The following is a 23,028-nucleotide window of genomic DNA, read 5'->3' on the forward strand; positions in this document are numbered from 1 at the left end:
ATAAATGGTGTGTTAATTGACCTACTGTTTAATTTTCAAAGTTCATTATTTTGTCCATGTCTTTCGGACAAATAATAATATATCATGTTATAATTTAATCGTCAATACCTTTTTTAACTTTTTTCAAAAATTAAAAAGCCTGTGATTGTCACAAGCTTCTCAATTACTGTTCATTTTGCTGAACTGATCCGATATATTTTTGCATTCCTGCATATATAGACCATGCTATTTTTTCTTGATAATTAGAATCCTTTAATAACTGTGTTTCTTTTTCATTTGATAAAAAACCACATTCTATTAATATAGATGGGATTTTGTTTTCTTTTAATAAGTATATATCATTTCTAGGTTTAACTTCTCTCATATTAGATTTATCTGCCACTCTTTTTAATTCCTTTTGAACAAATGTAGCTAGTAATTTGCTTTTTTCGTCCTTATATGGATAAAAAGTTTGCGCTCCAGAATACTTTGTTTGTTCAAATGCATTTAGATGTACAGATACAAATAAGTCAGCATTAGATTCATCTATTATCTTTTTTCTGTTTTTTAAGTTTTCATTATATTTTTGTCTTATAGTTTTTCCTGGAGAATCTTCATATAAACTCACATCATCTTCTCTAGTAAGTATCACTAAAGCCCCACTTGATTCTAATAATTCCCTTAGCTTTAATGCTATTTGCAAATTAATATCTTTCTCTAAAGTGGTTTTGTCATTACTCAAGGCCCCTGGGTCAATTCCTCCATGTCCAGCATCCAATACTATAACTTTATTTGTTATAGGCATAAATGCAGCCGGCTCAGACATGTTCTTTCTTACTTCCATAATAGCGAATGTCATTAATGTAATTGCTATACTTAAAGTAACTATGTATTTTATATATCTCATAATATCACCCTGTACATTTATATGAAAAAAGGCTTTGGAGTATTCCAAAGCCTTTTGAACAAAGTGATAAATATAATTATCTTTTTGAGAATTGTGGAGCTCTTCTTGCAGCTTTCAATCCGTATTTCTTTCTTTCTTTCATTCTTGCATCTCTTGTTAAGAATCCAGCTTTCTTTAATGGTCCTCTTAACTCAGCATCAACTTTTAGTAAAGCTCTAGCTATACCATGTCTTATAGCTCCTGCTTGTCCTGTGAATCCGCCACCTTCTACTTTTACTATTACATCATATTTATTTTCGTTTTCAGTTAATACTAATGGTTGTTTAACATCTCTTATTAATGTGTCATAGTTAAAGAAGTTATCTATAGTTCTTCCATTTATAGTTATGTTTCCTTCTCCAGCTACTAATCTTACTCTAGCTATAGAGTGTTTTCTTCTTCCAGTTCCATAATATTGCACATTAGCCATGACTAACTCCTCCTTTCACCCGAATTCTATTATTTAAAGTTTATAACTTCTGGATTTTGAGCTTCATGTGAATGATTCATTCCAGCGAATACTCTTAATCTAGTCATCATTCTTTTTCTTAATTTGTTCTTTGGTAGCATACCGCTAACAGCATGACTTACAACTTCTTCTGGCTTTTCTGCCATCATTCTTCTGTAAGATATTTCTTTTAATCCACCTACATAACCAGTGTGGTATCTGTATTGTTTTTGATCTAATTTCTTTCCAGTTAATACAACTTTTTCAGCGTTTACTACAACAACGAAATCTCCACCATCAACGTGAGGAGTAAATGTTGGTTTATGCTTACCTCTTAATATAGTTGCTATTTCAGTAGATAAACGTCCTAATGTTTTTCCTTCAGCATCTATTAAGTACCATTTTCTTTGTACTTCACTTGTCTTAGCTACATAACTTTTCATTGGTGTCCCTCCTTATCCTATTTCCATTCAATATTTTACCGTTTATGTCAAGTCCGGGGCAAGTGGACTTATTAACACATTCTAGTATATTTTAATACAATGTGCCAGGTGTGTCAAGCTAATAATATACTTTTTTGAGAAATAATCCGTTAGCATGTGCCGTGTGTCCAGCTCTACTTCTTTCCTTTGATTCTATAATATCTTTTAAGCTTTCCTGTATTCTTCCTCTTCCAATATCTATTAATGTTCCTGCTATTATTCTAACCATATTATATAAAAATCCCTTTCCTTCTACCTCAAGTACTATAAAGTCACCTTCTTTTTTTAGCTCTATATCATATATATTTCTAATCGTTGTCTTTATAGATGAACCAGTACTCATGAATCCAATAAAATCATGTTCACCCATTAAATACCTGGATTCTTCTCTCATCTTTTCAAAATCTAGATCATATTTTACATGATAAGAGTATTTTCTATATAAGGGGTTTTTATACTTGTTATTGTAAATAACGTATCTATATCTCTTTTTAGTAGAACAATATCTAGAATGAAAATTCTCATCTACTTCCTTAGCATCTATTATTGATATATCTTCTGGTAAGGATGAATTAATAGCTCCTGGTATTTTTTCTACTGGTATTTTAGCTTTAGTTTTAAAGTTTGCTACTTGCCCTATAGCATGTACTCCTCTATCAGTTCTACCTGATGACACAAGTTCTGTATTCTCTTTTGTTATTTTATATATTGAATCTTCTATTATACTTTGTATTCCTGGCCTATCATTTTGCTTTTGCCACCCATAATATTCTGACCCATCATATTGTATTGTAAGCATTATATTTCTCATAATAAACTCCTCATTTAATTATAATCTTAAAAATCCCTATATTATTATTCCATATTTAGAATAATAATAAGGGATTTTTAGATATCTACTTTTTATAAATAAGATTTAATTATTAAATATATCTAGTTAAAATTATTATTACTAGGTATATAGCCATAAAAACATAAGCTACATAATCCCTTTTAGTCATTACTATTTGTTTCATTTTAGTTCTATTATGTCCACCTCTATAGCATCTAGCTTCCATAGCCATAGCTAACTCATCTGCTCTTCTAAAAGCACTTATAAATAATGGTACTAATAATGGCACTAAATTTTTAGCTCTATTTATTATATTCTTACTTTCAAAATCCGCACCTCTTGACATTTGTGCTTTCATTATCTTATCAGTTTCATCTAATAATGTCGGTATAAATCTTAAGGCAATTGTCATCATCATAGCTAATTCATGGGCTGGAACACCTATTTTTTTAAATGGATTTAATGTTTTTTCAATTCCATCAGTAAGATCTATAGGGGATGTAGTTAATGTTAAAAGAGATGTACCTATTATTAAAAATACAAGTCTCATAGACATAAATATCGCTTGATTTATACCTTGTTCAGTTACTTTAATAGGTCCAATTGACCATATAATATCTCCTGGTATAAAGAATATATTAATTACAAATGTAAATACAAGTATCCACTTTAAAGGCTTAAGACCTTTATACATATACTTAAAAGGAATTTTTGAGGGATATATAATTAATGCTAAAACAGCAGCTACTATTAGATATGGCCAAAATTTATTTATAATAAATAAAGAAGCCATAAATAAAAACGTTCCTATAAGCTTTACTCTAGCATCCAGTTTGTGTATCGCTGAATCTGTTGGATAATATTGTCCTATTGTTATGTCTTTTAACATTACTTCCTACTCCTTATCCCTTTTAGTATTTCTTCTTTGGCTTCTTGTATAGTTAATATATCTTCTCTTATATCAAATCCCTGTTCTCTTAACTTTATTGCAAGTTCTAATACTTGTGGAATATCTAATCCTATTTCTTTTAATCTATTTCCATGTTCTTTAAATACTTCTCTTGGCGCCCCCATAAATTCTATCTTCCCATTATTCATAACAATTATTTTCCTTGCTAATTTAGCCATATCATCCATACTGTGCGATGATAATATTATAGTCATTTTATTTTTATAATGTAAATTCTTAATTAATTCAAATATCTCATCTCTACCCTTTGGGTCAAGTCCTGCTGTGGGCTCATCTAATATTAAAACTTCTGGTTTCATGGCTATAACTCCAGCTATTGCTACTCTACGCTTTTGTCCACCTGATATCTCAAAGGGAGATTTATCTTTAAATGTATCGTAATCTAGTCCAACAGCATCCATAGATTCCTTTACTCTTTGTTCTATCTCTTTTTCATCTAGACCTAAATTAGAAGGCCCAAAGGCTATGTCCTTAGATATAGTTTCTTCGAATAGTTGATATTCTGGATATTGAAAAACGACCCCTACTCTTTTTCTTATATCTGTTAAATTTATATTTGATTTTGTTATATCAAATTCATTTATACTTATTTGACCAGAGTTAGGTTTTAGTATACCATTTAAATGTTGAATTAGTGTTGACTTACCTGAACCCGTATGTCCTATAAGTCCAATAAACTCTCCAGACCCTATTTCAAAACTTATATTGTCCAAAGCTCTGCTTTCAAAAGGTGTTCCTTTATTATATATATGAGTTAATTCTACTACTTTAATTGACATAATTTCATCACCATCTCATCTACTGTTAATATACTATCATCTATATCTATACCTTCGCTCTTTAGCTCTTTTGCTAACTCAGTCATATATGGAACATCTAATCCGATACTTTTTAGTTTTTCAACCTGACAAAATACTTCTCTTGGTGTTCCTTCTATTACTTTTTTGCCACTTTCCATAACTACAACTCTATCAGCATCTACAGCCTCTTCCATAAAGTGTGTTATATGAAGTACTGTTATATTCTCTTCTTTATTTAACTTTTTTATAGTTTTTAATACTTCTTTTCTTCCAGATGGATCTAACATTGCTGTAGCTTCATCAAATATTATACACTTAGGCTTCATAGCTATTATTCCAGCTATAGCTACTCTTTGCTTTTGTCCACCTGATAATAAATGAGGTTGTTTTTTCCTGAAATCATACATTCCAACAGCCTTTAAAGATTCTTCTACTCTCTTTTTTATTTCATCCGGCTCAATACCTAAATTTTCTGGACCAAATGCAACATCTTCTTCTACTATTGTTGCCACTATTTGGTTATCTGGATTTTGAAAAACCATCCCAGCATTTTGTCTTATTTCCCATAACATATCATCTTCTTTTGTATTAATATTAGAGATATAAATATCTCCTTGTGTAGGCTTTAATATTGCATTTAGGTTCTTAGATAATGTTGATTTACCTGAACCATTATGACCTATTATCGCAACAAATTCGCCTTCTTGTATATTTAAGCTCAGATTATCTATTGCTTTGAAAGAAGTTTCTTCGCTCATATACAAAAAAGAAATATTCTCAACTTTTATTATGTCAGTCATACTTATTGCTCCTTCGTATAAGTATTTTATATACCTTAACCTAAACTATATTATATAGAACTATACATTATTTTTAAAGGTTTTAAATCATAATAACATTTTAATTTTTACACCTACTAAAATTCACTTAATTTAAATACCCTTTAGTAGATACAAAAAAATAGGATTAAGCTTATGCGCCTAATCCTTTTTGTCTTATACTAATTCTATTAGAGCCATTTCAGCAGCGTCGCCTCTTCTTGGTCCTATTTTGATTATTCTAGTATATCCGCCATTTCTCTCTTGATACTTTGGAGCTATATCAGTGAATAAGCTATTTACTACAGTCTCGTCTAGAACATAAGACATAACTTGACGTCTAGCGTGAAGATCTCCTCTTTTACCAAGAGTTATCATCTTTTCAGCCATCCTACGAGTTTCCTTAGCTCTTGTTACTGTAGTTTCGATTCTTCCAGCTCTAAGTAAATCTGTAACTAAGTTTCTAAGCATTAAATTTCTATGAGCAGTTACACGTCCTAACTTACGGTAATTAGCCATGTCTATCCCTCCTTTACTTGCTACTCTTCGCTTGGTTGAAGTCCTAAACCTAATTCTTCTAACTTTTGAATTACTTCTTCTAGGGACTTCTTACCTAAATTTCTAACCTTCATCATATCTTCTTCAGACTTGTTAGCTAACTCTTCAACTGTATTTATTCCCGCTCTCTTTAAACAGTTGTAAGATCTAACTGATAAGTCTAATTCTTCGATAGTCATTTCAAGAACTTTTTCTTTTTGATCTTCTTCTTTTTCGACCATTATTTCAACACTACTTACATGCTCAGTTAAGTTGATAAATAAATTTAAATGTTCAACTAATATCTTAGCTGCAAGTGATATACCTTCTTGAGGATTTATACTTCCATTTGTCCAAACCTCAAGTATTAGCTTATCATAGTCTGTTCTTTGTCCTACTCTTGTGTTTTCAACACTGTAGCTCACCTTTTCAACAGGTGTATATATAGAATCTACAGGGATAACACCTATAGGCATGTCATCATTTTTATTATCTTCAGCAGAAACATATCCTCTTCCTTTATCAAGATATATTTCCATGTTCAGTTTAGAATCTTCATCTAAAGTAGCTATGTGTAAATCATGGCTTAATATTTCAACATCCGAAGGACATATTATATCAGCACCTGTAACTACACAAGGTCCTTTAGCTTCTATTTTTACAGTTCTACTTCCTTCTCCGTCTATGTCGGCAGAAAGCTCCTTTAAAGATAGTATCATCTCTGTAACATCTTCTTTTACCCCAGGAATTGTTGAAAATTCATGTAGAACTCCTTCTACTTTAATAGACTTTACAGCAACTCCAGGAAGTGAAGATAATAATATTCTTCTTAATGCATTTCCTACTGTTATTCCATAACCTCTTTCTAGAGGCTCTATAACGAATTTACCATATCTATGATCTTCGCTTATTTCTATAATATCTACTTTTGGTTTTTCTATTTCTATCATGGACAAAACCCTCCTTAAAAATTATTAATCCACTGAGGGCAAGCAAAACGCTACAAGAATAATAAAATATATATAATATTTATTACTTAGAGTAAAGCTCTACTATTAAGTGCTCAGCTATTTCTAAGTCTATATCTTCTCTTGTTGGATTGCCAACTACTTTAGCAGTCATGTTTTCTAAGCTGTTATCCATCCACTTAGGAGCAACTCTTGAACCACCTTCTACTAAAGCTTTAAATTTATCTGAAGATCTTGAACCTTCTTTAACAGCTATAACATCTCCTACATTTACAGTTAAAGATGGTATATCTACCTTATTTCCATTTAAAGTGAAGTGACCATGTCTTACTAATTGTCTACCTTCTTTTCTTGAAGAAGCTAATCCCATTCTATAAACAACATTGTCTAATCTTCTCTCTAATAAAGTTAATAAGTTTTCCCCTGTTATTCCAGGCATATTTTCAGCACGCTCGTATAAGTTAGCGAATTGAGTTTCTAAAACTCCATATATTCTCTTAACTTTTTGTTTTTCTCTTAATTGTAGTCCATAGTTAGAAACTTTTTTTCTACCTTGTCCATGTTGACCAGGAGCATAATTTCTTCTAGCTATACCACATTTATCTGTATAACATCTATCACCTTTAAGGAATAATTTCATTCCTTCTCTACGGCATTGTCTACATGACGGGCCTATATATCTTGCCATTATTTTGCACCTCCTGTATTGTTATATTCTTATTACACTCTTCTTCTCTTTGGTGGTCTACAACCATTATGAGGAATTGGAGTAACGTCTTTTATCATAGTAACTTCTAAACCAGCAGCTTGAAGTGCTCTTATAGCAGCTTCTCTTCCTGATCCTGGTCCTTTAACAAATACTTCTACAGTTTTTAGTCCGTGTTCCATAGCAGCTTTAGCAGCTGTTTCTCCAGCTAGTTGAGCAGCAAATGGAGTAGATTTTCTTGAACCTTTAAATCCCATTTGCCCAGAACTTGCCCAAGATATTGTGTTTCCATGAACATCTGTTAGAGTTATTAATGTATTGTTAAAAGTTGATTGTATATGAGCGTGTCCACGTTCTATATTTTTACGTTCTTTTCTTCTAACACGCGTAACCTTCTTTTTTGGTTTTGCCATTATTCTTCCCTCCTTATCTAGCTATTATTATTTTTTCTTTTTACGAGATACTGTTTTTCTAGGACCTTTTCTAGTTCTAGCATTAGTCTTAGTTCTTTGACCTCTTAAAGGAAGACCTTTAGCATGTCTTAAACCTCTGTAACATTTTATATCTCTTAATCTCTTTATGTTTAAAGCGATTTCTCTTCTTAAATCACCTTCAACTATATGATCAGTATCTATTACTTTTCTTAATTCATTAACTTCTTCTTCACTTAAATCCTTTATTCTAACGTTAGGATTTATGTTAGCTTTAGCTAATATATCGTTAGCAGTTGGTCTACCTATACCATATATATAAGTTAAGGCGATTTCTGCTCTCTTCTCTCTAGGTAAATCTACCCCAGCTATTCTTGCCATTAATTACACCTCCTACAACTTAACTTTGCTTATTTCATTATATTAATCGATGCATAAAAATAAAATCCGTAGCCAGTTTATCTCAAGATCGTAAAGCTCTTGTTAATTATCACAATTAATTATTATACTACAAAATACAACAAAATACTAGCAATAATTTATTAACCTTGCTTTTGCTTATGCTTTGGATTTTCGCATATAACCATTACTTTGCCTTTTCTTTTTATTATCTTGCATTTTTCACATATTGGTTTTACTGATGGTCTTACTTTCATTGTTAATCCCTCCTTAGACTAATCTTACATAGTCTACTTCTTACGCCAAGTAATTCTTCCTCTAGTAAGATCGTATGGTGAAAGTTCAACATTAACTTTATCACCTTCAAGAATTCTTATAAAGTTCATTCTTAATTTACCAGATATATGACATAGCACTTCATGTCCATTTTCTAACTTTACTTTAAACATAGCATTAGGTAAAGCTTCAGAAACAGTACCTTCTAGTTCTATAACATCTTTTTTGGCCATTAACTAACCAAACCTCCATTCAATTAACTTATGCCATAAGGTTTAGCTTCTTAAGTTCAGCTCTTAAAAAAGCGTCGTTTATAGATTCGTTAGCTTCTATCTTGTTTTTAACAGCTTTGCTTATAGCATTGCTTTTTTTCAAGTGCTTCACTTTCTTTAATTTAGGTTTATCAAGTTTTCTTATATCTCCATCAGCAACGAGAACATACTCTTCATCTATTATTTTAATAATAAAAAATAAAGTTCCTTGATCTCTTCCTAATTTAGATTTTACTACTTGACCTATACTCAAGTCTTCTGATAGCACTAAATTCACCTTCTTCATCCAGATTAAAGCCTCGTTAATATCAGTGGCTCATCTGTAGTAATGGCTATAGTATGCTCATAGTGAGCTGATTTTTTTCCATCTATAGTCACGGCTGTCCATCCATCCCCTAAAACTTTAGCACGATATGACCCTGCATTAACCATAGGCTCTATTGCAAGTACCATACCTTCTTGAAGTCTAGGTCCTTTTCCTGGTGGTCCATAATTTGGAATCTGTGGATCTTCATGCATATCAGATCCAATTCCATGTCCTACAAAGTCTCTAACAATCGAGAAATCATGTTTTTCTATGTGTGTTTGAATTGCATGAGAAATATCTGAGAGCCTATATCCTAACTTAGCAAATTTTATACCCTCATAAAAACTTTGTTTGGTTACTTCTATTAATTTTTTATCTTCATCAGATATTATGCCTACTCCGTGAGTTTTCGCAGAGTCACCATGATATCCTTTGTAGCATGCGCCTATATCTATACTAATTATATCCCCGTCTTTTAGAGTTCTATTACCTGGTATTCCATGAACTATCTCTTCGTTTATAGAAGCACATATAGATCCAGTATATCCATGGTAACCTTTAAAAGAAGGTTCTGATTTGTATTTTCTTATATTAGTTTCAGCTATAATATCTAACTCTTTAGTAGTTATTCCCGGTTTTATAGCTTCTTTTAGAATTTCATGAGTTTCAGCAACTATTTTTCCAGCTTCTCTCATTAACTCTATTTCTTTATTGGATTTCAATATTATCATTAATTTTCACTTCCTAGAGCAGCAATTATATCTTCAAAAACCTTGTCTATAGATTGCTCACCTTCTATAGTAGATATTATTCCTTTGTTAGAGTAATACTCTATTAGAGGTTTTGTTTCATCTAGGTATACTTGTATTCTCTTTGATACAGTTTCTTCATTATCATCTGCTCTTTGGTATAACTCCCCTCCACAAACATCGCATACGCCTGCTACTTTTGGTGGATTGAATTCAACATGATATGTTGCTGAGCATTGCTTACATATCCTTCTTCCTATGGCTCTAGTTACTAATAAATTCTTATCTACTTCTATGTTTATAACATTATTTAGAGGAGAATTTATCTCATCTAAGAATTTATCTAAAGCTTCAGCTTGAAATGTATTTCTTGGAAATCCATCTAGTAAGAATCCATCTTTACAATCATCTTGTAATAATCTATCCTTAACTAAACCTACAGTTAATTCATCTGGAACAAGCATTCCTTGATCCATATATGACTTAGCCTTATTTCCAAGTTCCGTTCCCTCTTTTATGTTTTTTCTGAATATATCACCAGTTGATATATGAGGTATGTTGTGTTTCTCAACTATCCCTGCAGCCTGTGTTCCTTTTCCTGCACCAGGAGGCCCAAGTAATATTATTCTCATATTCTCATCTCCGAATACTTGTTTTTACAAGTTTTTAAAATTTATTTTAAAAAACCTTGATAGTTTCTCATGACTAAATTAGACTCTAACTGCTTCATTAGCTCTAAAGCAACTCCAACTACAATCAGTAATGATGTTCCTCCAATACCTAACTGGATACTAGTAAACTTCAATGCTATAGATGGTAGTACTGCTATTATAGCTAAAAATAACGCTCCTGCTAAAGTAAGTCTTGAAGATATTTTATTTAAATAGTCTTCAGTAGATTGCCCTGGTCTTATACCTGGAATAAATCCACCACTATTCTTCATGTTATTAGCTATGTCATGTGTATTAAATGAAACTGTTGTATAGAAATACGAGAAGAATATTATAAGCATTACTTCAAATAACATATATATCCAAAATCCAGGTTCTCCAGTTGGAGATAGGTACTTAGATATAAAAGCTTGAGAATTACCACCTGCAAAATAAGCTATTGTCTGTGGAAATGCTAGTAATGAACTAGCAAATATAACAGGTATAACACCCGATTGATTTATCTTCATCGGTATGTGTGTGCTTTGACCGCCATACATTTTTCTTCCAACAACTCTTTTAGCATATTGAACTGGCACTTTTCTTACAGCTATTTGTATATGAGTAACAGCAGCTATAACCGCTATTCCTATTATAATCATTCCGATTACAACCCATATTGGTGTTTGACCAGCCTTAACTGAGTTATATATTCTCATTGAAGTAGCAGGCATGCCTGCTATTATACCTATAAATATTATTATTGAACTTCCGTTTCCCATACCTTTTTCGGTGATCTTATCTCCTATCCACATTAATAGGGCCGTACCAGCAATTAATGTCATTATAACAGTAACTATAAAAAACGGAGTATCCGTTTTTAAAGCGCCTCTTATAAGTCCTAAAGTTATCCCAGTACCTTGAATTAAAGCTAAGACCATAGCAGTATATTTTGTATACTTATTAATCTTTTTCTTTCCTTCTTCTCCTGATTTACTTAGATCTTCCAAGCTCGGAAAACCAATAGTTAATAACTGTATTATTATAGAAGCTGTTATATAAGGAGTAATTCCTAAAGCAAATAACGTAAAGTTACTAAATGCTCCACCTGTAAATAAATTATATAAGGAAAGAAGACCAGCTTGGTCAACTATTTCCTTTATATAATCTATATTAACTCCAGGAACAGGGATTATACACCCTATCCTGAATACTACAATCATCATCAAAGTATATAATATTTTTCTTCTTACATCTTTAATTTTCCAAGCATTTTTTAGGTTAGACAGCACCTAGATCACCTCAGACTTTCCTCCAGCCGATTCTATTTTTTCCTTAGCTGAAGCAGTAAACTTTTGAGCTTTAACTGTTAAGCTTTTCTCTAAGTTTCCTTCTCCTAAGATCTTTATGCCGTCTTTCTCTATTTTGCTTATAACTTTCATTTCTTTTAATAACTCAGGAGTTATTTCTGTTCCGTTTTCGAATCTATTTAATGTTTCCACATTAATTAATGTGTACTGCTTTTTGAATATGTTTGTAAAACCTCTTTTAGGAAGTCTTCTAGCAAGTGGCATTTGTCCACCTTCAAATCCTACTCTTACTCCTCCGCCAGAACGAGCCCCTTGACCTTTATGACCACGTCCAGAAGTTTTTCCAAGACCAGAACCAGTACCTCTACCTAATCTTTTCTTATCTTTTACAGCACCTTCAGCAGGTCTTAACTCATGTAACTTCATGACTACACCTCCTTGTCTTCTTTTTTCATAATTATTCAGCTACTTGTTGTACTTCTACTAAGTGATTAACTTTGCTTATCATGCCTCTCATTTGGGCATTATCTTCTTTTATAACAACAGAACCGATTTTCTTTAATCCTAAAGCTTCTACGTTCTTTCTTTGTTTAGGAGTAGTTCCTATTGTACCTTTAACTAACTTTATTTGTATTTTAGCCATCTACACTACCTCCTTAACCTAGAAGGTCTTCTACTTTTTTTCCTCTAAGTTTAGCTATACCTTCAGCTGTTCTTAGAGATTTTAAACCTTCTATTGTAGCATTTACCATATTTCTTGGGTTACTTGAACCTAAAGATTTAGCTCTAACATCCTTTAATCCTGCTAATTCTAGTACCGCACGAACAGGACCACCAGCTAGAACTCCTGTACCTTCTTGAGCTGGCATTATTAATATTTGACCAGCACCGAAGTGACCTTGTATTCTATGTGGTATAGTAGTTCCTACCATAGGAACTTCTATTAAGTTTTTCTTAGCATCTTCTACAGCTTTTTTAATAGCATCTGGTACTTCCATAGCTTTACCAGCGCCAATGCCAACATGTCCGTTTTCATCTCCAACAACTACTAAAGCTGCGAATCTAAAGTTTCTACCACCTTTAACAACTTTAGTAACACGTCTTATTTCAACAACTTTTTCTTTTATGTCAAGTTGTCTTGCATCTATCATCTTACGACGTAGCATTGATTTCCCTCCTTCTTATTAGAACTTAAGACCAGCTTCTCTAGCTCCATCAGCTAACTCTTTAACTCTACCGTGATATAAGTATCCACCTCTGTCGAATACTACTTCAGTTATGCCTTTTTCTTGAGCTTTTTTAGCTATCATTTGTCCAACTAATCTTGCAGCTTGCTTGTTTCCTGTATGATTAGCATTGTCTTTAACTTCAGCATCTAAAGATGACGCAGCTGCTAGAGTTGTTCTTGCATTATCGTCTATTATTTGAACGTATATATTATTAGCACTTCTGAAAACACATAATCTTGGTCTTTCAGCTATTCCGTTAACTTTTTTACGAACCCTCTTATGTCTTTGAAGTCTGTTTTCATTTTTGCTTAGTTTTTTTGACATGGTGCTCACTCCTTTCTTAGGTTTATTACGTATTACTTCTTACCAGTTTTACCTTCTTTACGTCTTACAACTTCACCAGCGTATCTTATACCTTTGCCCTTGTACGGTTCTGGCTCTCTCCAAGATCTTATTTTAGCAGAGTAGTTTCCTACTATTTGCTTATCTATACCTTTAACTAATATTTCAGTTTGGTTTGGTACTTCAACAGTTATTCCTTCTGGATCTTCCATCTCTACTGGATGAGAGAAACCTAAGCTAAGAACTAATTTGCTTCCTTGCTTTTGAGCTCTGTATCCAACACCAACTAATTCTAACTTCTTTTCGTATCCGTTAGTAACACCTTCTACCATATTAGCTATTAAAGTTCTAGTTAATCCGTGTAAAGACTTGTGCTTTTTGTTGTTTGTTGGTCTTTCAACTGTTATTATGTTTTCTTCATTCTTTATAGTTAAGTCTGAAGTTAATTTTTGTGTTAATGAACCTTTAGGTCCTTTTACTGTAACTGTATTATTAGCGTCTATAGTAACCTCAACACCTGCTGGTATTGATATTGGTTTAACACCTATTCTTGACATGTCTGCACCTCCTTACATTGTTCGTATTATTACCAAACGTAGCAGATTACTTCTCCACCAACGTTGTCTTTTCTAGCTTGCTTATCAGTTAATATACCTTTTGAAGTAGATATTACAGCTACTCCTAAACCACCTAATACTCTTGGTAATTCATCTTTAGCAGCGTAAACCTTCATACCAGGCTTAGATATTTTCTTAAGACCTGTTATTACTCTTTCGTTATTAACTCCGTACTTTAATTGTACTCTTATTATTCCTTGCTTTCCATCTTCTATAACATCATACCCTCTGATAAAACCTTCTTCTAATAATATTCTAGATATCTCTTTTTTCATATTAGAAGCAGGAACATCAACAGTTTCATGCTTAACTACATTAGCATTTCTTATACGAGTTAGCATATCTGCTATTGGATCTGTCATTGTCATGTTCGTACCCTCCTTCCACGATTAACAAGCTACTACCAGCTTGCTTTCTTAACGCCAGGTATTTGACCTTTATAGGCTAATTCTCTAAAACATATACGGCATATTCCAAATTTTTTCAAAACAGAATGTGGTCTTCCGCATATTGTACATCTAGTGTATTCTCTAGTTTTGTACTTTTGATTTCTTTGTTGTTTTATTATCATCGCTTTTTTAGCCACTGGAATCCCTCCTTTGCTTACTTAGAAAATGGCATTCCTAATAATTTTAATAATTCACGAGCTTCTTCGTCTGTCTTTGCAGTTGTAACGAAGATTATATCCATACCTCTAACTTTATCTACCTTATCATACTCTATTTCAGGATATATTAATTGTTCTTTTATCCCTAAAGCGTAGTTACCTCTTCCGTCAAATGCGTTAGCATTTACTCCTCTGAAGTCTCTAACTCTTGGTAACGATATGTTAACTAATTTATCCATGAAGTAAAACATTTTATCGGCTCTTAATGTAACCTTTGTACCTATTGGCATTTGCTCTCTTAATTTGAAGTTAGCTATTGATTTTCTAGCTTTTGTAATAACTGGCTTTTGACCAGATATAGCTGTCAATTCTTCAACAGCAGCTTCTAATCCTTTTGGATTTTCTCTAGCATCACCGATACCCATGTTTATAACTATTTTTTCTAACTTAGGTATTTCCATTACATTTTTGTATCCAAATTTCTCCATTAAAGCTGGAGCAACTTCTTTCATGTACTTTTCTTGTAATCTAGAAGCCACTTTTGTTACCTCCTTTCAAGCTAAATTATATTTCTTTTCCGCTCTTTGCTGATACTCTTACTTTTTTGCCTTCATTTACATCAAATCTTACTCTTACGCCTTTTCCGCTTTCTGAATCAAATGGCATAACGTTTGATATGTGTATTGGAGCTTCTCTATTTATTATTCCACCTTGCGGATTCATAGCGCTTGGCTTTTGGTGTTTAGTTATCATGTTAACTCCTTCAACTAATACTCTATTAGCTTTTGGGAATACCTTTAACACGTTACCTTTTTTTCCTTTATCTTTTCCTGTTATAACAACAACAGTATCACCTTTTTTAACACGCATCATGTCCCTATTGCACCTCCTTAATTATAGTACTTCTGGAGCAAGAGAAACTATTTTCATGAAATCTTTATCTCTTAACTCTCTAGCAACAGGCCCGAATATACGAGTTCCTACTGGAGTTTTATCGTCCTTTATTATAACTGCAGCATTCTCGTCAAACGATATATAACTTCCGTCATTACGTCTCATACCTTGCTTAGTTCTTACTATAACAGCTTTAACAACCTTACCTCTTTTAACAACTCCACCAGGTGTTGCAGCTTTAACAGAAGCAACTATTACATCACCTATGTTCGCGTATCTTCTTCCACTTCCGCCTAGAACACGTATACATAAAAGTTCTTTGGCTCCTGAGTTATCAGCAACTTTTAAACGTGTTTCTTGTTGTACCATCGTAATCCCTCCTTCTTCGAAAACTACTTAGCCTTTTCTACTATTTCAACTAATCTCCATCTCTTATCTTTTGATAATGGTCTAGTTTCCATTATTCTAACTCTGTCTCCGATTTTACATACGTTTTGTTCATCATGAGCCTTGAACTTTTGCGTTCTCTTAACTGGCTTTCCGTATAATGGGTGACGAACGAAATCTTCAACAGTAACTACTATTGTTTTATCCATTTTATCGCTTACAACACGGCCCATTCTAACTTTTCTTCCTGATCTTTCCATGTTTAAAAGCCTCCTTTCCCGATTAAGCTCTAGTTTCGTTTAACTTTCTTTCAGCAAGGACAGTTTTAACTCTAGCTATATCTTTTTTAACAAATTTTATTCTTGCTGTGTTTTCTAATTGTCCTGTAGCTAATTGGAATCTTAAGCTAAATAATTCACTTTTAAAATCATTTAATTCTTTCATTAATTCTTCATTAGACATATCTCTTAATTCTTTAGCTTTCATCCGATTCACCACCCTTTACTTCAAAATCTTCACGTGTAACAAACTTACACTTTACAGGGAGTTTGTGCATAGCAAGTCTCATAGCTTCTCTAGCTTTATCTTCTGGAACACCTGCTAATTCAAACATAACTCTTCCTGGTTTAACAACCGCTACCCAATATTCTGGGGAACCTTTACCAGCACCCATACGAGTTTCTGCCGGTTTTTTTGTTACTGGTTTGTGAGGGAATATTTTTATCCAAACTTTACCCCCTCTTTTTATATATCTTGTCATCGCTATTCTGGCAGCTTCTATTTGGTTAGAAGTTATCCAAGCTGGTTCTAAAGCAACTAATCCGAATTCGCCGTAAGTAACTTTGTTACCTTTGTGAGCTTGGCCAGCCATACTTCCTCTATGAACTCTACGACGCTTTACTCTTTTAGGCATTAACATGAGTATTTTCCTCCTTCCTTATTAGCAATTACCCTTGTTTGTTTTCTGTTCTTTGTGGTCTTGCTCCACCTTGTTGTGGTCTTTGACCTTGTGGTCTTGCTCCACCTTGTTGTGGTCTATTATATCCAGGGTTACCGCCTCTATTATCTCTTCTATCATTAGGTCTAGAATCTCTTCTATCGTTGTTTCTTCTATCGTTTGATCTGTTGTCTCTTCTATCGTTTCTTCTGTTGTCTCTTCTATTATCTTTTGGAGCTTCTTCTCTTGGAGCACCATTTCTAGTTGGAAGAACTTCACCTTTGTAGACCCATACTTTTATACCTGTTTTTCCGTATGTTGTATTTGCTTCAGCAAATCCATAGTCTATATCAGCTCTTAATGTGTGTAAAGGTACATTTCCTTCGCTGTATCCTTCAGTTCTAGCCATTTCAGCTCCACCTAGTCTACCAGAAGCAGATACTTTTATACCTTTAGCTCCTGATTTTATAGCTCTTTGTATAGCTTGTTTCATGGCTCTTCTGAAAGCAACCCTTCTTTCTATAGCTAAAGCTATATTCTCAGCTACTAACTGAGCATCTCTTTCAGGGCTTCTAACTTCAACTATGTTAACCATTACAGTTTTCTTAGTCATTTTTTCTAATTCTGCTTTTAAGGCATCTATGCCAGCGCCAGCTTTACCTATAACTATACCTGGCTTAGCAACGTGTAGGTCTAACTTTACTTTATTTGCCGATCTTTCTATTTCTATTTTAGAAACACCAGCTATATATAATTTACTTTTTAAGAATTTACGTATATTGTGATCTTCTAATAATAAAGTTCCGAAATCTTTTTTATTAGCAAACCATCTTGAATCCCAATCTTTTATAATACCGACTCTCAAGCCGTGTGGATTAACCTTTTGTCCCATTACTTAACCTCCTATCTATTATTTATTTTTCTCTTAAAACTACTCCAATATGAGAATTTCTTTTTCTTATAGTAGTAGCACGACCCATAGCTCTTGGCATGAATCTCTTCATTGTTGGCGCTTGATTAGCATATATTTCAGCTATATATAATTTGTCAGCATCCATTTCATGGTTGTTTTCAGCGTTAGCCATAGCTGACTTTATAACCTTAGCAACTATTGGAGCCGCTCCTCTTGAAGTATACTTTAATATTGCTAATGCTTCTTTAGCACTTTTCCCTCTTACAAGTTCACAAACTTGGCCTGCTTTTCTTGGCGATACACGTAAATATTTAGCAGTAGCTCTTGCTTCCATTGTTATTGCCTCCTTTCTTACTTAGAGATTTACTATCTTCTTTTAGAAGATTTTTCATCGTCCTTATGTCCTTTGAAAGTTCTTGTTGGAACAAATTCTCCTAACTTATGTCCAACCATATCTTCAGTTACATAAACCGGAACATGTTTTCTTCCATCATGAACAGCTAATGTGTGTCCAACTAGTTGTGGATATATAGTCGAAGTTCTTGACCAAGTCTTTATAACTTCTTTTTTATCGTTAGCATTCATTTCCTCTATTTTCTTTAAAAGTCTTTGGTGAATGAAAGGTCCTTTTTTAGTTGATCTTGACATTTGTTATCCTCCTTCCCGAACTTTATGCAGCTTTATTATTTAGTTCTCTTAGAAACTATTAATTTATCAGAAGCTTTATTTTTCTTTCTAGTTTTATATCCAAGTGCTGGTTTACCCCATGGAGTAACTGGAGATGGTCTACCTATAGAAGTTCTACCTTCCCCTCCACCGTGTGGATGGTCGTTAGGGTTCATAGCAGATCCTCTTACTGTAGGTCTTATACCCATGTGTCTTTTTCTACCAGCTTTACCTATTGTTACGTTCTCATGCTCTAAGTTACCAACTTGTCCTATTGTAGCCTTGCAGTTTATGCTAACAAGTCTCATTTCTCCTGATGGTAATCTTAATAAAGCATTTTTTCCTTCTTTAGCCATTAATTGAGCAGAAGCACCAGCAGATCTTACTAATTGAGCTCCTTTTCCAGGCTTTAATTCTATGTTGTGTACTAAAGTACCAACTGGCATATCCTTTAACTGCATTGCATTTCCTGGCTTTATATCAGCAGTAGGTCCTGATAATACCATATCTCCAACTTTTATTCCCTTTGGAGCTATTATATATCTTTTTTCACCGTCAACATAATTTAATAAAGCTATGTTAGCTGATCTATTTGGATCATATTCTACAGTTGCAACCTTTGCAGGTATACCATCTTTATCTCTTTTGAAGTCTATTATTCTATATTTTCTCTTAGCCCCGCCACCTCTGTGACGAACTGTTATTCTACCTTGAGCATTTCTACCAGCATTTTTCTTTAAAGTTACTAATAATGATTTCTCCGGCTGTGCAGATGTTATTTCGTCAGAAACATTAACTGTCATTTGTCTTACAGCGGGAGAAGTCGGTCTAAACTTTTTGATAGCCATTAGATTTCCCTCCTTCTTCTATTAAACTGTTAATTACATTCCTTGGAAGAATTCTATTTCTTTGCTATCCGCAGTTAATTTAACTACTGCTTTTTTAAAGCTAGCTGTTCTTCCTTCAGTTTTACCCATTCTTTTAACTTTTCCGTCGTAATTCATAGTGTTTACTTTTTCAACTTCAACACCAAATATGTTTTCTATAGCTTTTTTAACTTCAGTTTTATTAGCTTTCTTAGTTACTATGAAAGTATATTTCTTATCCGCCATATCAGCCATACTTTGCTCAGTTACAACAGGCTTTATTATTATATCATGTGGATTAGTCATTACGCGTACACCTCCTCCACTTTTTCAACCGCATCTTTAGTTATTATAAATAAATCGTATTTTAATATATCATATACGTTTATTGTATTAACAAGGGCTGTTTGAACTCCTTGTATATTGCTAGCTGATTTTATTACGTTTTCGTTTTTCTCACCCATAACTATTAAAGCTTTGTTAGCATTTAAGTTCTTTAATATTTGAGCAAATTCTTTAGTTTTTGGAGTATTCATGTTTAGTGAGTCTAAAACTATCATTTCTCCACTTTGTACTTTAGCAGATAAAGCACTCTTCATTGCTAATCTTCTTACCTTCTTAGGTAATGTATATCTATAATCTCTTGGTTTCGGTGCGAATACTATACCACCACCTACCCATTGAGGTGATCTTATACTACCATGTCTCGCTCTTCCTGTTCCTTTTTGTCTCCAAGGTTTTCTTCCGCCACCTCTAACTTCTGCTCTTGTTTTAGCAGATTGAGTACCTTGTCTCTTGTTAGCAAGTTGGTTTTTTACTACTTCATATAAAACGTGTTCATTAACTTCTACGCCAAACACAGCGTCTGATAAAGTTATTTCATCAACTTTTTGTCCGTTAACGTTTAATACGTCTAATTTCGGCATCGTGTTTCCTCCTTTCCCGTATTAGTTACTATTTAGAAGCCTTAACAGCTTGCTTTATTGTTATTAGCGAGCCTTTAGCTCCTGGTATAGCGCCTTTAACTAATATTAAGTTGTTTTCAGCATCTACTCTAACTACATCTAAGTTTTGAATTGTTACTCTTTCGCTACCCATATGACCAGCTAATTTTTTCCCTTTGAATACTCTTCCTGGGAATGAAGCAGCACCCATTGAACCTGGTCTTCTGTGGTATCTAGAACCGTGAGTTTCAGGACCTCTACTTTGTCCATGTCTTTTTATAGGACCTTGGAATCCTTTACCTTTACTTATTCCAGTAACATCAATTTTTTCTCCAGCTGCGAATATATCAGCCTTTATTTCTTGTCCTATTGTATATCCTTCAACAGAATCTACTCTGAATTCTCTTAAGTATTTTTTTAATACATCTGCTTTAGCAAGATGACCCATTTTTGGTTTATTTAAAGATTTTTCTTTAACTTCACCGAATCCAACTTGTATAGCATTGTATCCGTCATTCTCAACATTTTTAACTTGAGTAACAACTACTGGACCAACTTGTACCACTGTTACAGGAACTACAGCTCCTTGCTCAGTGAATATTTGAGTCATTCCTAATTTTGTTCCTAATATTCCTTTCATAGCTACACCTCCTATAATCTTACAGCGGATTGCATTTTCGCAATCATTCTAAGATAAGGTATCTATGGATACATATCTTAGGGGCTTATTATAATTTTATTTCTATGTCAACACCTGCTGGTAAGTCTAATCTCATTAATGAATCAACAGTCTTAGGTGTTGGATTGCTTATGTCTATCAATCTCTTATGAGTTCTTATTTCGAATTGTTCTCTAGAGTCTTTGTACTTATGAACAGCTCTTAATATAGTTATTATTTGTTTCTCTGTTGGTAGTGGTACCGGACCTGAAACTTTTGATCCAGCCTTCTTAGCAGTTTCAACTATCTTCTCAGATGAAAGATCTAATAACTTGTGGTCATATGACTTTAATCTTATTCTTATTTTTTCATTCTTAGCCATTTTAATTTCCCTCCTTTATCGCACGTTTAAATGTTTTACGCACGACAGATACCGATACACAGACCCGGGTGTGTTGTGTTTTGAAAAACATTCGGTATCACGCCGCCTAATTCTAAGATATAGACTACTCCGTAAAAATTAACTGTTTAACAGCAACCTCTTACATCATCGCATCTCTCAAGCACACTATAATATTTTATAACATCTTTTTATTTTTTTCAAGCTTTTTTTGAATATTTATTATTTTTTTTAATATTTTTGACTTTTATCACTTTATATGTTGTTTGCAATTTTAGTTAGCCCTATAACCGAGGGCCATATGTAAGTATACAGGCTTAAGCCAAACTTGTCAATTTACTTATATGAATTACATTATTTTTCTTTTTTTGATTTTTTTGTTATATAAAACAAAAAAGGAAGGATATAATCCTTCCCCCTTTATATTTAAACTATAAGTTAAGCTTCTTATATATAGAATATTACTATTCTACTATAGTAGCAACAACTCCAGCTCCTACTGTTCTTCCGCCTTCTCTTATAGAGAATTTTAATCCTTCTTCTATAGCTATTGGTGATATTAATTCTACTACCATTGTTACGTTATCTCCAGGCATTATCATTTCTATACCTTCTGGTAACTTACAAGATCCTGTAACATCTGTTGTTCTGAAATAGAATTGTGGTCTATATCCATCGAAGAATGGAGTATGTCTTCCGCCTTCTTCTTTCTTTAATACGTATACCTCAGCTGTGAACTTTGTGTGTGGCTTTATTGTTCCTGGCTTTGATAATACTTGTCCTCTTTCTATTTCTGCTCTTTGGATACCTCTTAATAGAGCTCCTATGTTATCTCCTGCTTGAGCTTCGTCTAGTAACTTTCTGAACATTTCTACTCCTGTTACTACTAACTTTCTTGGATCTTCTGATAATCCAACTAACTCAACTTCGTCTTGAACTTTTACTATTCCTCTTTCTACTCTACCAGTTGCAACTGTTCCTCTTCCTGTTATTGAGAATACGTCTTCTACTGGCATTAAGAATGGCTTGTCTACTGCTCTGCTTGGCTCTGGTACATATGAATCTATTGCTTCGAATAATTCTACTATTTTATCTCCCCATGCACTTGATGGATCTTCTAATGCTTTTAATGCTGATCCTTGTATTATTGGAGTATCATCTCCTGGGAAGTCATATTCGCTTAATAATTCTCTTACTTCCATTTCAACTAATTCTAATAACTCTTCGTCATCTACTACATCACATTTGTTTAGGAATACTACTATGTATGGTACCCCAACTTGTCTTGATAATAGTATATGCTCTCTTGTTTGAGGCATTGGTCCATCTGTTGCTGAACAAACTAATATTGCTCCGTCCATTTGTGCTGCTCCTGTTATCATGTTCTTAACGTAGTCAGCATGTCCTGGGCAGTCAACGTGTGCGTAGTGTCTGTTTGGAGTTTCATATTCAACGTGTGCTGTTGATATTGTTATTCCTCTTTCTCTTTCTTCTGGTGCTTTATCTATGTTTGCAAAATCTACAGCTTCCCCTAATCCATATCTTGCGTGTAATGTTTTAGTTATTGCTGCTGTTAATGTTGTTTTACCGTGGTCAACGTGTCCTATTGTTCCTATGTTAACGTGTGGCTTGTTTCTTTCAAATTTAGCTTTAGCCATTTTAAAATTCCTCCTCTTTTAAATTATGTA

General features: G+C 33.3%; 40 protein-coding genes. All 40 read right to left on the bottom strand.

Annotated features, from left to right (window positions below; translation table 11 throughout):
• Window positions 1–163: 163 nt before the first annotated feature.
• Window positions 164–886 carry an N-acetylmuramoyl-L-alanine amidase CwlD gene (gene cwlD / locus BS62_RS14135; RefSeq protein WP_496491921.1) on the bottom strand — a complete coding sequence of 241 codons (723 nt, stop codon included), beginning with the start codon at window positions 884–886 and terminating at the stop codon, window positions 164–166.
• A 76-nt stretch (window positions 887–962) separates the two neighbouring features.
• A complete protein-coding gene (rpsI, locus tag BS62_RS14140) occupies window positions 963–1,355 on the bottom strand; it encodes a 30S ribosomal protein S9 (RefSeq protein ID WP_490142929.1) in 393 nt (130 codons plus the stop codon).
• 29 nt (window positions 1,356–1,384) lie between these two features.
• On the bottom strand, window positions 1,385–1,816 hold the full coding sequence (rplM, locus tag BS62_RS14145; protein WP_496491922.1) for a 50S ribosomal protein L13: 432 nt from the start codon (window positions 1,814–1,816) through the stop codon (window positions 1,385–1,387).
• A 118-nt stretch (window positions 1,817–1,934) separates the two neighbouring features.
• Window positions 1,935–2,666 carry a tRNA pseudouridine(38-40) synthase TruA gene (gene truA, locus BS62_RS14150; RefSeq protein ID WP_496491923.1) on the bottom strand — a complete coding sequence of 244 codons (732 nt, stop codon included), beginning with the start codon at window positions 2,664–2,666 and terminating at the stop codon, window positions 1,935–1,937.
• A 112-nt stretch (window positions 2,667–2,778) separates the two neighbouring features.
• Entirely contained in the window at window positions 2,779–3,576 is a 798-nt protein-coding gene (locus BS62_RS14155) for an energy-coupling factor transporter transmembrane component T family protein (protein ID WP_496491924.1), read from the bottom strand.
• On the bottom strand, window positions 3,576–4,436 hold the full coding sequence (locus BS62_RS14160; RefSeq protein WP_496491925.1) for an energy-coupling factor transporter ATPase: 861 nt from the start codon (window positions 4,434–4,436) through the stop codon (window positions 3,576–3,578). Before BS62_RS14160 ends, BS62_RS14155 begins: the two co-directional genes overlap by 1 nt.
• Window positions 4,421–5,257 (bottom strand): energy-coupling factor transporter ATPase, encoded by an 837-nt coding sequence (locus BS62_RS14165; protein WP_496491926.1) that lies wholly within the window; start codon window positions 5,255–5,257, stop codon window positions 4,421–4,423. Before BS62_RS14165 ends, BS62_RS14160 begins: the two co-directional genes overlap by 16 nt.
• A gap of 195 nt (window positions 5,258–5,452) precedes the next feature.
• Window positions 5,453–5,794: a 50S ribosomal protein L17 gene (gene rplQ, locus BS62_RS14170; RefSeq protein WP_496491927.1), complete on the bottom strand. Its 342-nt coding sequence runs from the start codon at window positions 5,792–5,794 to the stop codon at window positions 5,453–5,455.
• Window positions 5,795–5,814: 20 nt separating this feature from the next.
• A complete protein-coding gene (locus tag BS62_RS14175) occupies window positions 5,815–6,762 on the bottom strand; it encodes a DNA-directed RNA polymerase subunit alpha (RefSeq protein ID WP_496491928.1) in 948 nt (315 codons plus the stop codon).
• 82 nt (window positions 6,763–6,844) lie between these two features.
• The gene (rpsD, locus tag BS62_RS14180; protein WP_496491929.1) at window positions 6,845–7,468 is read right to left on the bottom strand and encodes a 30S ribosomal protein S4; all 624 of its coding nucleotides are present in this window, start codon (window positions 7,466–7,468) and stop codon (window positions 6,845–6,847) included.
• Window positions 7,469–7,500: 32 nt separating this feature from the next.
• Window positions 7,501–7,899: a 30S ribosomal protein S11 gene (rpsK, locus tag BS62_RS14185; protein WP_496491930.1), complete on the bottom strand. Its 399-nt coding sequence runs from the start codon at window positions 7,897–7,899 to the stop codon at window positions 7,501–7,503.
• A 27-nt stretch (window positions 7,900–7,926) separates the two neighbouring features.
• Window positions 7,927–8,298, bottom strand: coding sequence for a 30S ribosomal protein S13 (gene rpsM / locus BS62_RS14190; RefSeq protein WP_496491931.1), 372 nt, complete (start codon window positions 8,296–8,298; stop codon window positions 7,927–7,929).
• Between the two features lie 161 nt (window positions 8,299–8,459).
• Window positions 8,460–8,573, bottom strand: a complete 114-nt coding sequence (rpmJ, locus tag BS62_RS14195) for a 50S ribosomal protein L36 (RefSeq protein WP_008516283.1) — start codon at window positions 8,571–8,573, stop codon at window positions 8,460–8,462.
• A 33-nt stretch (window positions 8,574–8,606) separates the two neighbouring features.
• A complete protein-coding gene (infA, locus tag BS62_RS14200; RefSeq protein ID WP_490142940.1) occupies window positions 8,607–8,825 on the bottom strand; it encodes a translation initiation factor IF-1 in 219 nt (72 codons plus the stop codon).
• Between the two features lie 28 nt (window positions 8,826–8,853).
• On the bottom strand, window positions 8,854–9,141 hold the full coding sequence (locus BS62_RS14205) for a KOW domain-containing RNA-binding protein (RefSeq protein ID WP_496491932.1): 288 nt from the start codon (window positions 9,139–9,141) through the stop codon (window positions 8,854–8,856).
• A 14-nt stretch (window positions 9,142–9,155) separates the two neighbouring features.
• Window positions 9,156–9,902: a type I methionyl aminopeptidase gene (map, locus tag BS62_RS14210; protein WP_496491933.1), complete on the bottom strand. Its 747-nt coding sequence runs from the start codon at window positions 9,900–9,902 to the stop codon at window positions 9,156–9,158.
• On the bottom strand, window positions 9,902–10,552 hold the full coding sequence (locus BS62_RS14215; RefSeq protein WP_496491934.1) for an adenylate kinase: 651 nt from the start codon (window positions 10,550–10,552) through the stop codon (window positions 9,902–9,904). Before BS62_RS14215 ends, map begins: the two co-directional genes overlap by 1 nt.
• A 41-nt stretch (window positions 10,553–10,593) precedes the next feature.
• A complete protein-coding gene (secY, locus tag BS62_RS14220) occupies window positions 10,594–11,862 on the bottom strand; it encodes a preprotein translocase subunit SecY (protein WP_496491935.1) in 1,269 nt (422 codons plus the stop codon).
• Window positions 11,863–12,306, bottom strand: a complete 444-nt coding sequence (rplO, locus tag BS62_RS14225; RefSeq protein ID WP_496491936.1) for a 50S ribosomal protein L15 — start codon at window positions 12,304–12,306, stop codon at window positions 11,863–11,865. It abuts the gene before it with no gap.
• A gap of 31 nt (window positions 12,307–12,337) precedes the next feature.
• A complete protein-coding gene (gene rpmD, locus BS62_RS14230) occupies window positions 12,338–12,523 on the bottom strand; it encodes a 50S ribosomal protein L30 (RefSeq protein ID WP_496491937.1) in 186 nt (61 codons plus the stop codon).
• A gap of 13 nt (window positions 12,524–12,536) precedes the next feature.
• Window positions 12,537–13,046 (bottom strand): 30S ribosomal protein S5, encoded by a 510-nt coding sequence (rpsE, locus tag BS62_RS14235; protein ID WP_496491938.1) that lies wholly within the window; start codon window positions 13,044–13,046, stop codon window positions 12,537–12,539.
• A gap of 18 nt (window positions 13,047–13,064) precedes the next feature.
• The gene (gene rplR, locus BS62_RS14240; protein WP_496491939.1) at window positions 13,065–13,433 is read right to left on the bottom strand and encodes a 50S ribosomal protein L18; all 369 of its coding nucleotides are present in this window, start codon (window positions 13,431–13,433) and stop codon (window positions 13,065–13,067) included.
• A 32-nt stretch (window positions 13,434–13,465) separates the two neighbouring features.
• The gene (rplF, locus tag BS62_RS14245; RefSeq protein ID WP_496491940.1) at window positions 13,466–14,008 is read right to left on the bottom strand and encodes a 50S ribosomal protein L6; all 543 of its coding nucleotides are present in this window, start codon (window positions 14,006–14,008) and stop codon (window positions 13,466–13,468) included.
• A gap of 29 nt (window positions 14,009–14,037) precedes the next feature.
• The gene (gene rpsH, locus BS62_RS14250) at window positions 14,038–14,436 is read right to left on the bottom strand and encodes a 30S ribosomal protein S8 (RefSeq protein WP_496491941.1); all 399 of its coding nucleotides are present in this window, start codon (window positions 14,434–14,436) and stop codon (window positions 14,038–14,040) included.
• A 32-nt stretch (window positions 14,437–14,468) separates the two neighbouring features.
• Window positions 14,469–14,654, bottom strand: coding sequence for a type Z 30S ribosomal protein S14 (locus tag BS62_RS14255; RefSeq protein WP_490142951.1), 186 nt, complete (start codon window positions 14,652–14,654; stop codon window positions 14,469–14,471).
• A 17-nt stretch (window positions 14,655–14,671) separates the two neighbouring features.
• Entirely contained in the window at window positions 14,672–15,214 is a 543-nt protein-coding gene (gene rplE / locus BS62_RS14260; protein ID WP_496491942.1) for a 50S ribosomal protein L5, read from the bottom strand.
• Between the two features lie 25 nt (window positions 15,215–15,239).
• A complete protein-coding gene (rplX, locus tag BS62_RS14265) occupies window positions 15,240–15,545 on the bottom strand; it encodes a 50S ribosomal protein L24 (protein WP_496491953.1) in 306 nt (101 codons plus the stop codon).
• A 24-nt stretch (window positions 15,546–15,569) separates the two neighbouring features.
• Window positions 15,570–15,938, bottom strand: a complete 369-nt coding sequence (gene rplN / locus BS62_RS14270; protein WP_496491943.1) for a 50S ribosomal protein L14 — start codon at window positions 15,936–15,938, stop codon at window positions 15,570–15,572.
• Window positions 15,939–15,961: 23 nt separating this feature from the next.
• Window positions 15,962–16,216 (bottom strand): 30S ribosomal protein S17, encoded by a 255-nt coding sequence (gene rpsQ / locus BS62_RS14275; RefSeq protein WP_496491944.1) that lies wholly within the window; start codon window positions 16,214–16,216, stop codon window positions 15,962–15,964.
• A 22-nt stretch (window positions 16,217–16,238) separates the two neighbouring features.
• On the bottom strand, window positions 16,239–16,442 hold the full coding sequence (gene rpmC, locus BS62_RS14280; RefSeq protein ID WP_496491945.1) for a 50S ribosomal protein L29: 204 nt from the start codon (window positions 16,440–16,442) through the stop codon (window positions 16,239–16,241).
• Window positions 16,432–16,875 carry a 50S ribosomal protein L16 gene (gene rplP / locus BS62_RS14285; RefSeq protein ID WP_496491946.1) on the bottom strand — a complete coding sequence of 148 codons (444 nt, stop codon included), beginning with the start codon at window positions 16,873–16,875 and terminating at the stop codon, window positions 16,432–16,434. Before rplP ends, rpmC begins: the two co-directional genes overlap by 11 nt.
• A gap of 28 nt (window positions 16,876–16,903) precedes the next feature.
• Window positions 16,904–17,785 (bottom strand): 30S ribosomal protein S3, encoded by an 882-nt coding sequence (gene rpsC, locus BS62_RS14290; protein ID WP_496491947.1) that lies wholly within the window; start codon window positions 17,783–17,785, stop codon window positions 16,904–16,906.
• A 22-nt stretch (window positions 17,786–17,807) separates the two neighbouring features.
• Window positions 17,808–18,140, bottom strand: a complete 333-nt coding sequence (gene rplV, locus BS62_RS14295; protein ID WP_496491948.1) for a 50S ribosomal protein L22 — start codon at window positions 18,138–18,140, stop codon at window positions 17,808–17,810.
• A gap of 32 nt (window positions 18,141–18,172) precedes the next feature.
• A complete protein-coding gene (rpsS, locus tag BS62_RS14300) occupies window positions 18,173–18,454 on the bottom strand; it encodes a 30S ribosomal protein S19 (protein WP_490142958.1) in 282 nt (93 codons plus the stop codon).
• Between the two features lie 35 nt (window positions 18,455–18,489).
• On the bottom strand, window positions 18,490–19,320 hold the full coding sequence (rplB, locus tag BS62_RS14305; protein ID WP_496491949.1) for a 50S ribosomal protein L2: 831 nt from the start codon (window positions 19,318–19,320) through the stop codon (window positions 18,490–18,492).
• Window positions 19,321–19,353: 33 nt separating this feature from the next.
• A complete protein-coding gene (rplW, locus tag BS62_RS14310) occupies window positions 19,354–19,644 on the bottom strand; it encodes a 50S ribosomal protein L23 (RefSeq protein ID WP_490142960.1) in 291 nt (96 codons plus the stop codon).
• Window positions 19,644–20,264, bottom strand: coding sequence for a 50S ribosomal protein L4 (rplD, locus tag BS62_RS14315; protein WP_496491950.1), 621 nt, complete (start codon window positions 20,262–20,264; stop codon window positions 19,644–19,646). The genes rplW and rplD overlap by 1 nt, the downstream gene beginning before the upstream one ends.
• Window positions 20,265–20,292: 28 nt before the next feature.
• On the bottom strand, window positions 20,293–20,922 hold the full coding sequence (rplC, locus tag BS62_RS14320; RefSeq protein WP_496491951.1) for a 50S ribosomal protein L3: 630 nt from the start codon (window positions 20,920–20,922) through the stop codon (window positions 20,293–20,295).
• Window positions 20,923–21,010: 88 nt separating this feature from the next.
• The gene (rpsJ, locus tag BS62_RS14325) at window positions 21,011–21,322 is read right to left on the bottom strand and encodes a 30S ribosomal protein S10 (protein WP_490142963.1); all 312 of its coding nucleotides are present in this window, start codon (window positions 21,320–21,322) and stop codon (window positions 21,011–21,013) included.
• Between the two features lie 482 nt (window positions 21,323–21,804).
• A complete protein-coding gene (gene tuf, locus BS62_RS14330) occupies window positions 21,805–22,998 on the bottom strand; it encodes an elongation factor Tu (RefSeq protein ID WP_496491952.1) in 1,194 nt (397 codons plus the stop codon).
• Window positions 22,999–23,028 lie beyond the last annotated feature (30 nt).

The sequence above is a fragment of the Sporacetigenium mesophilum DSM 16796 genome, from assembly GCF_059569055.1.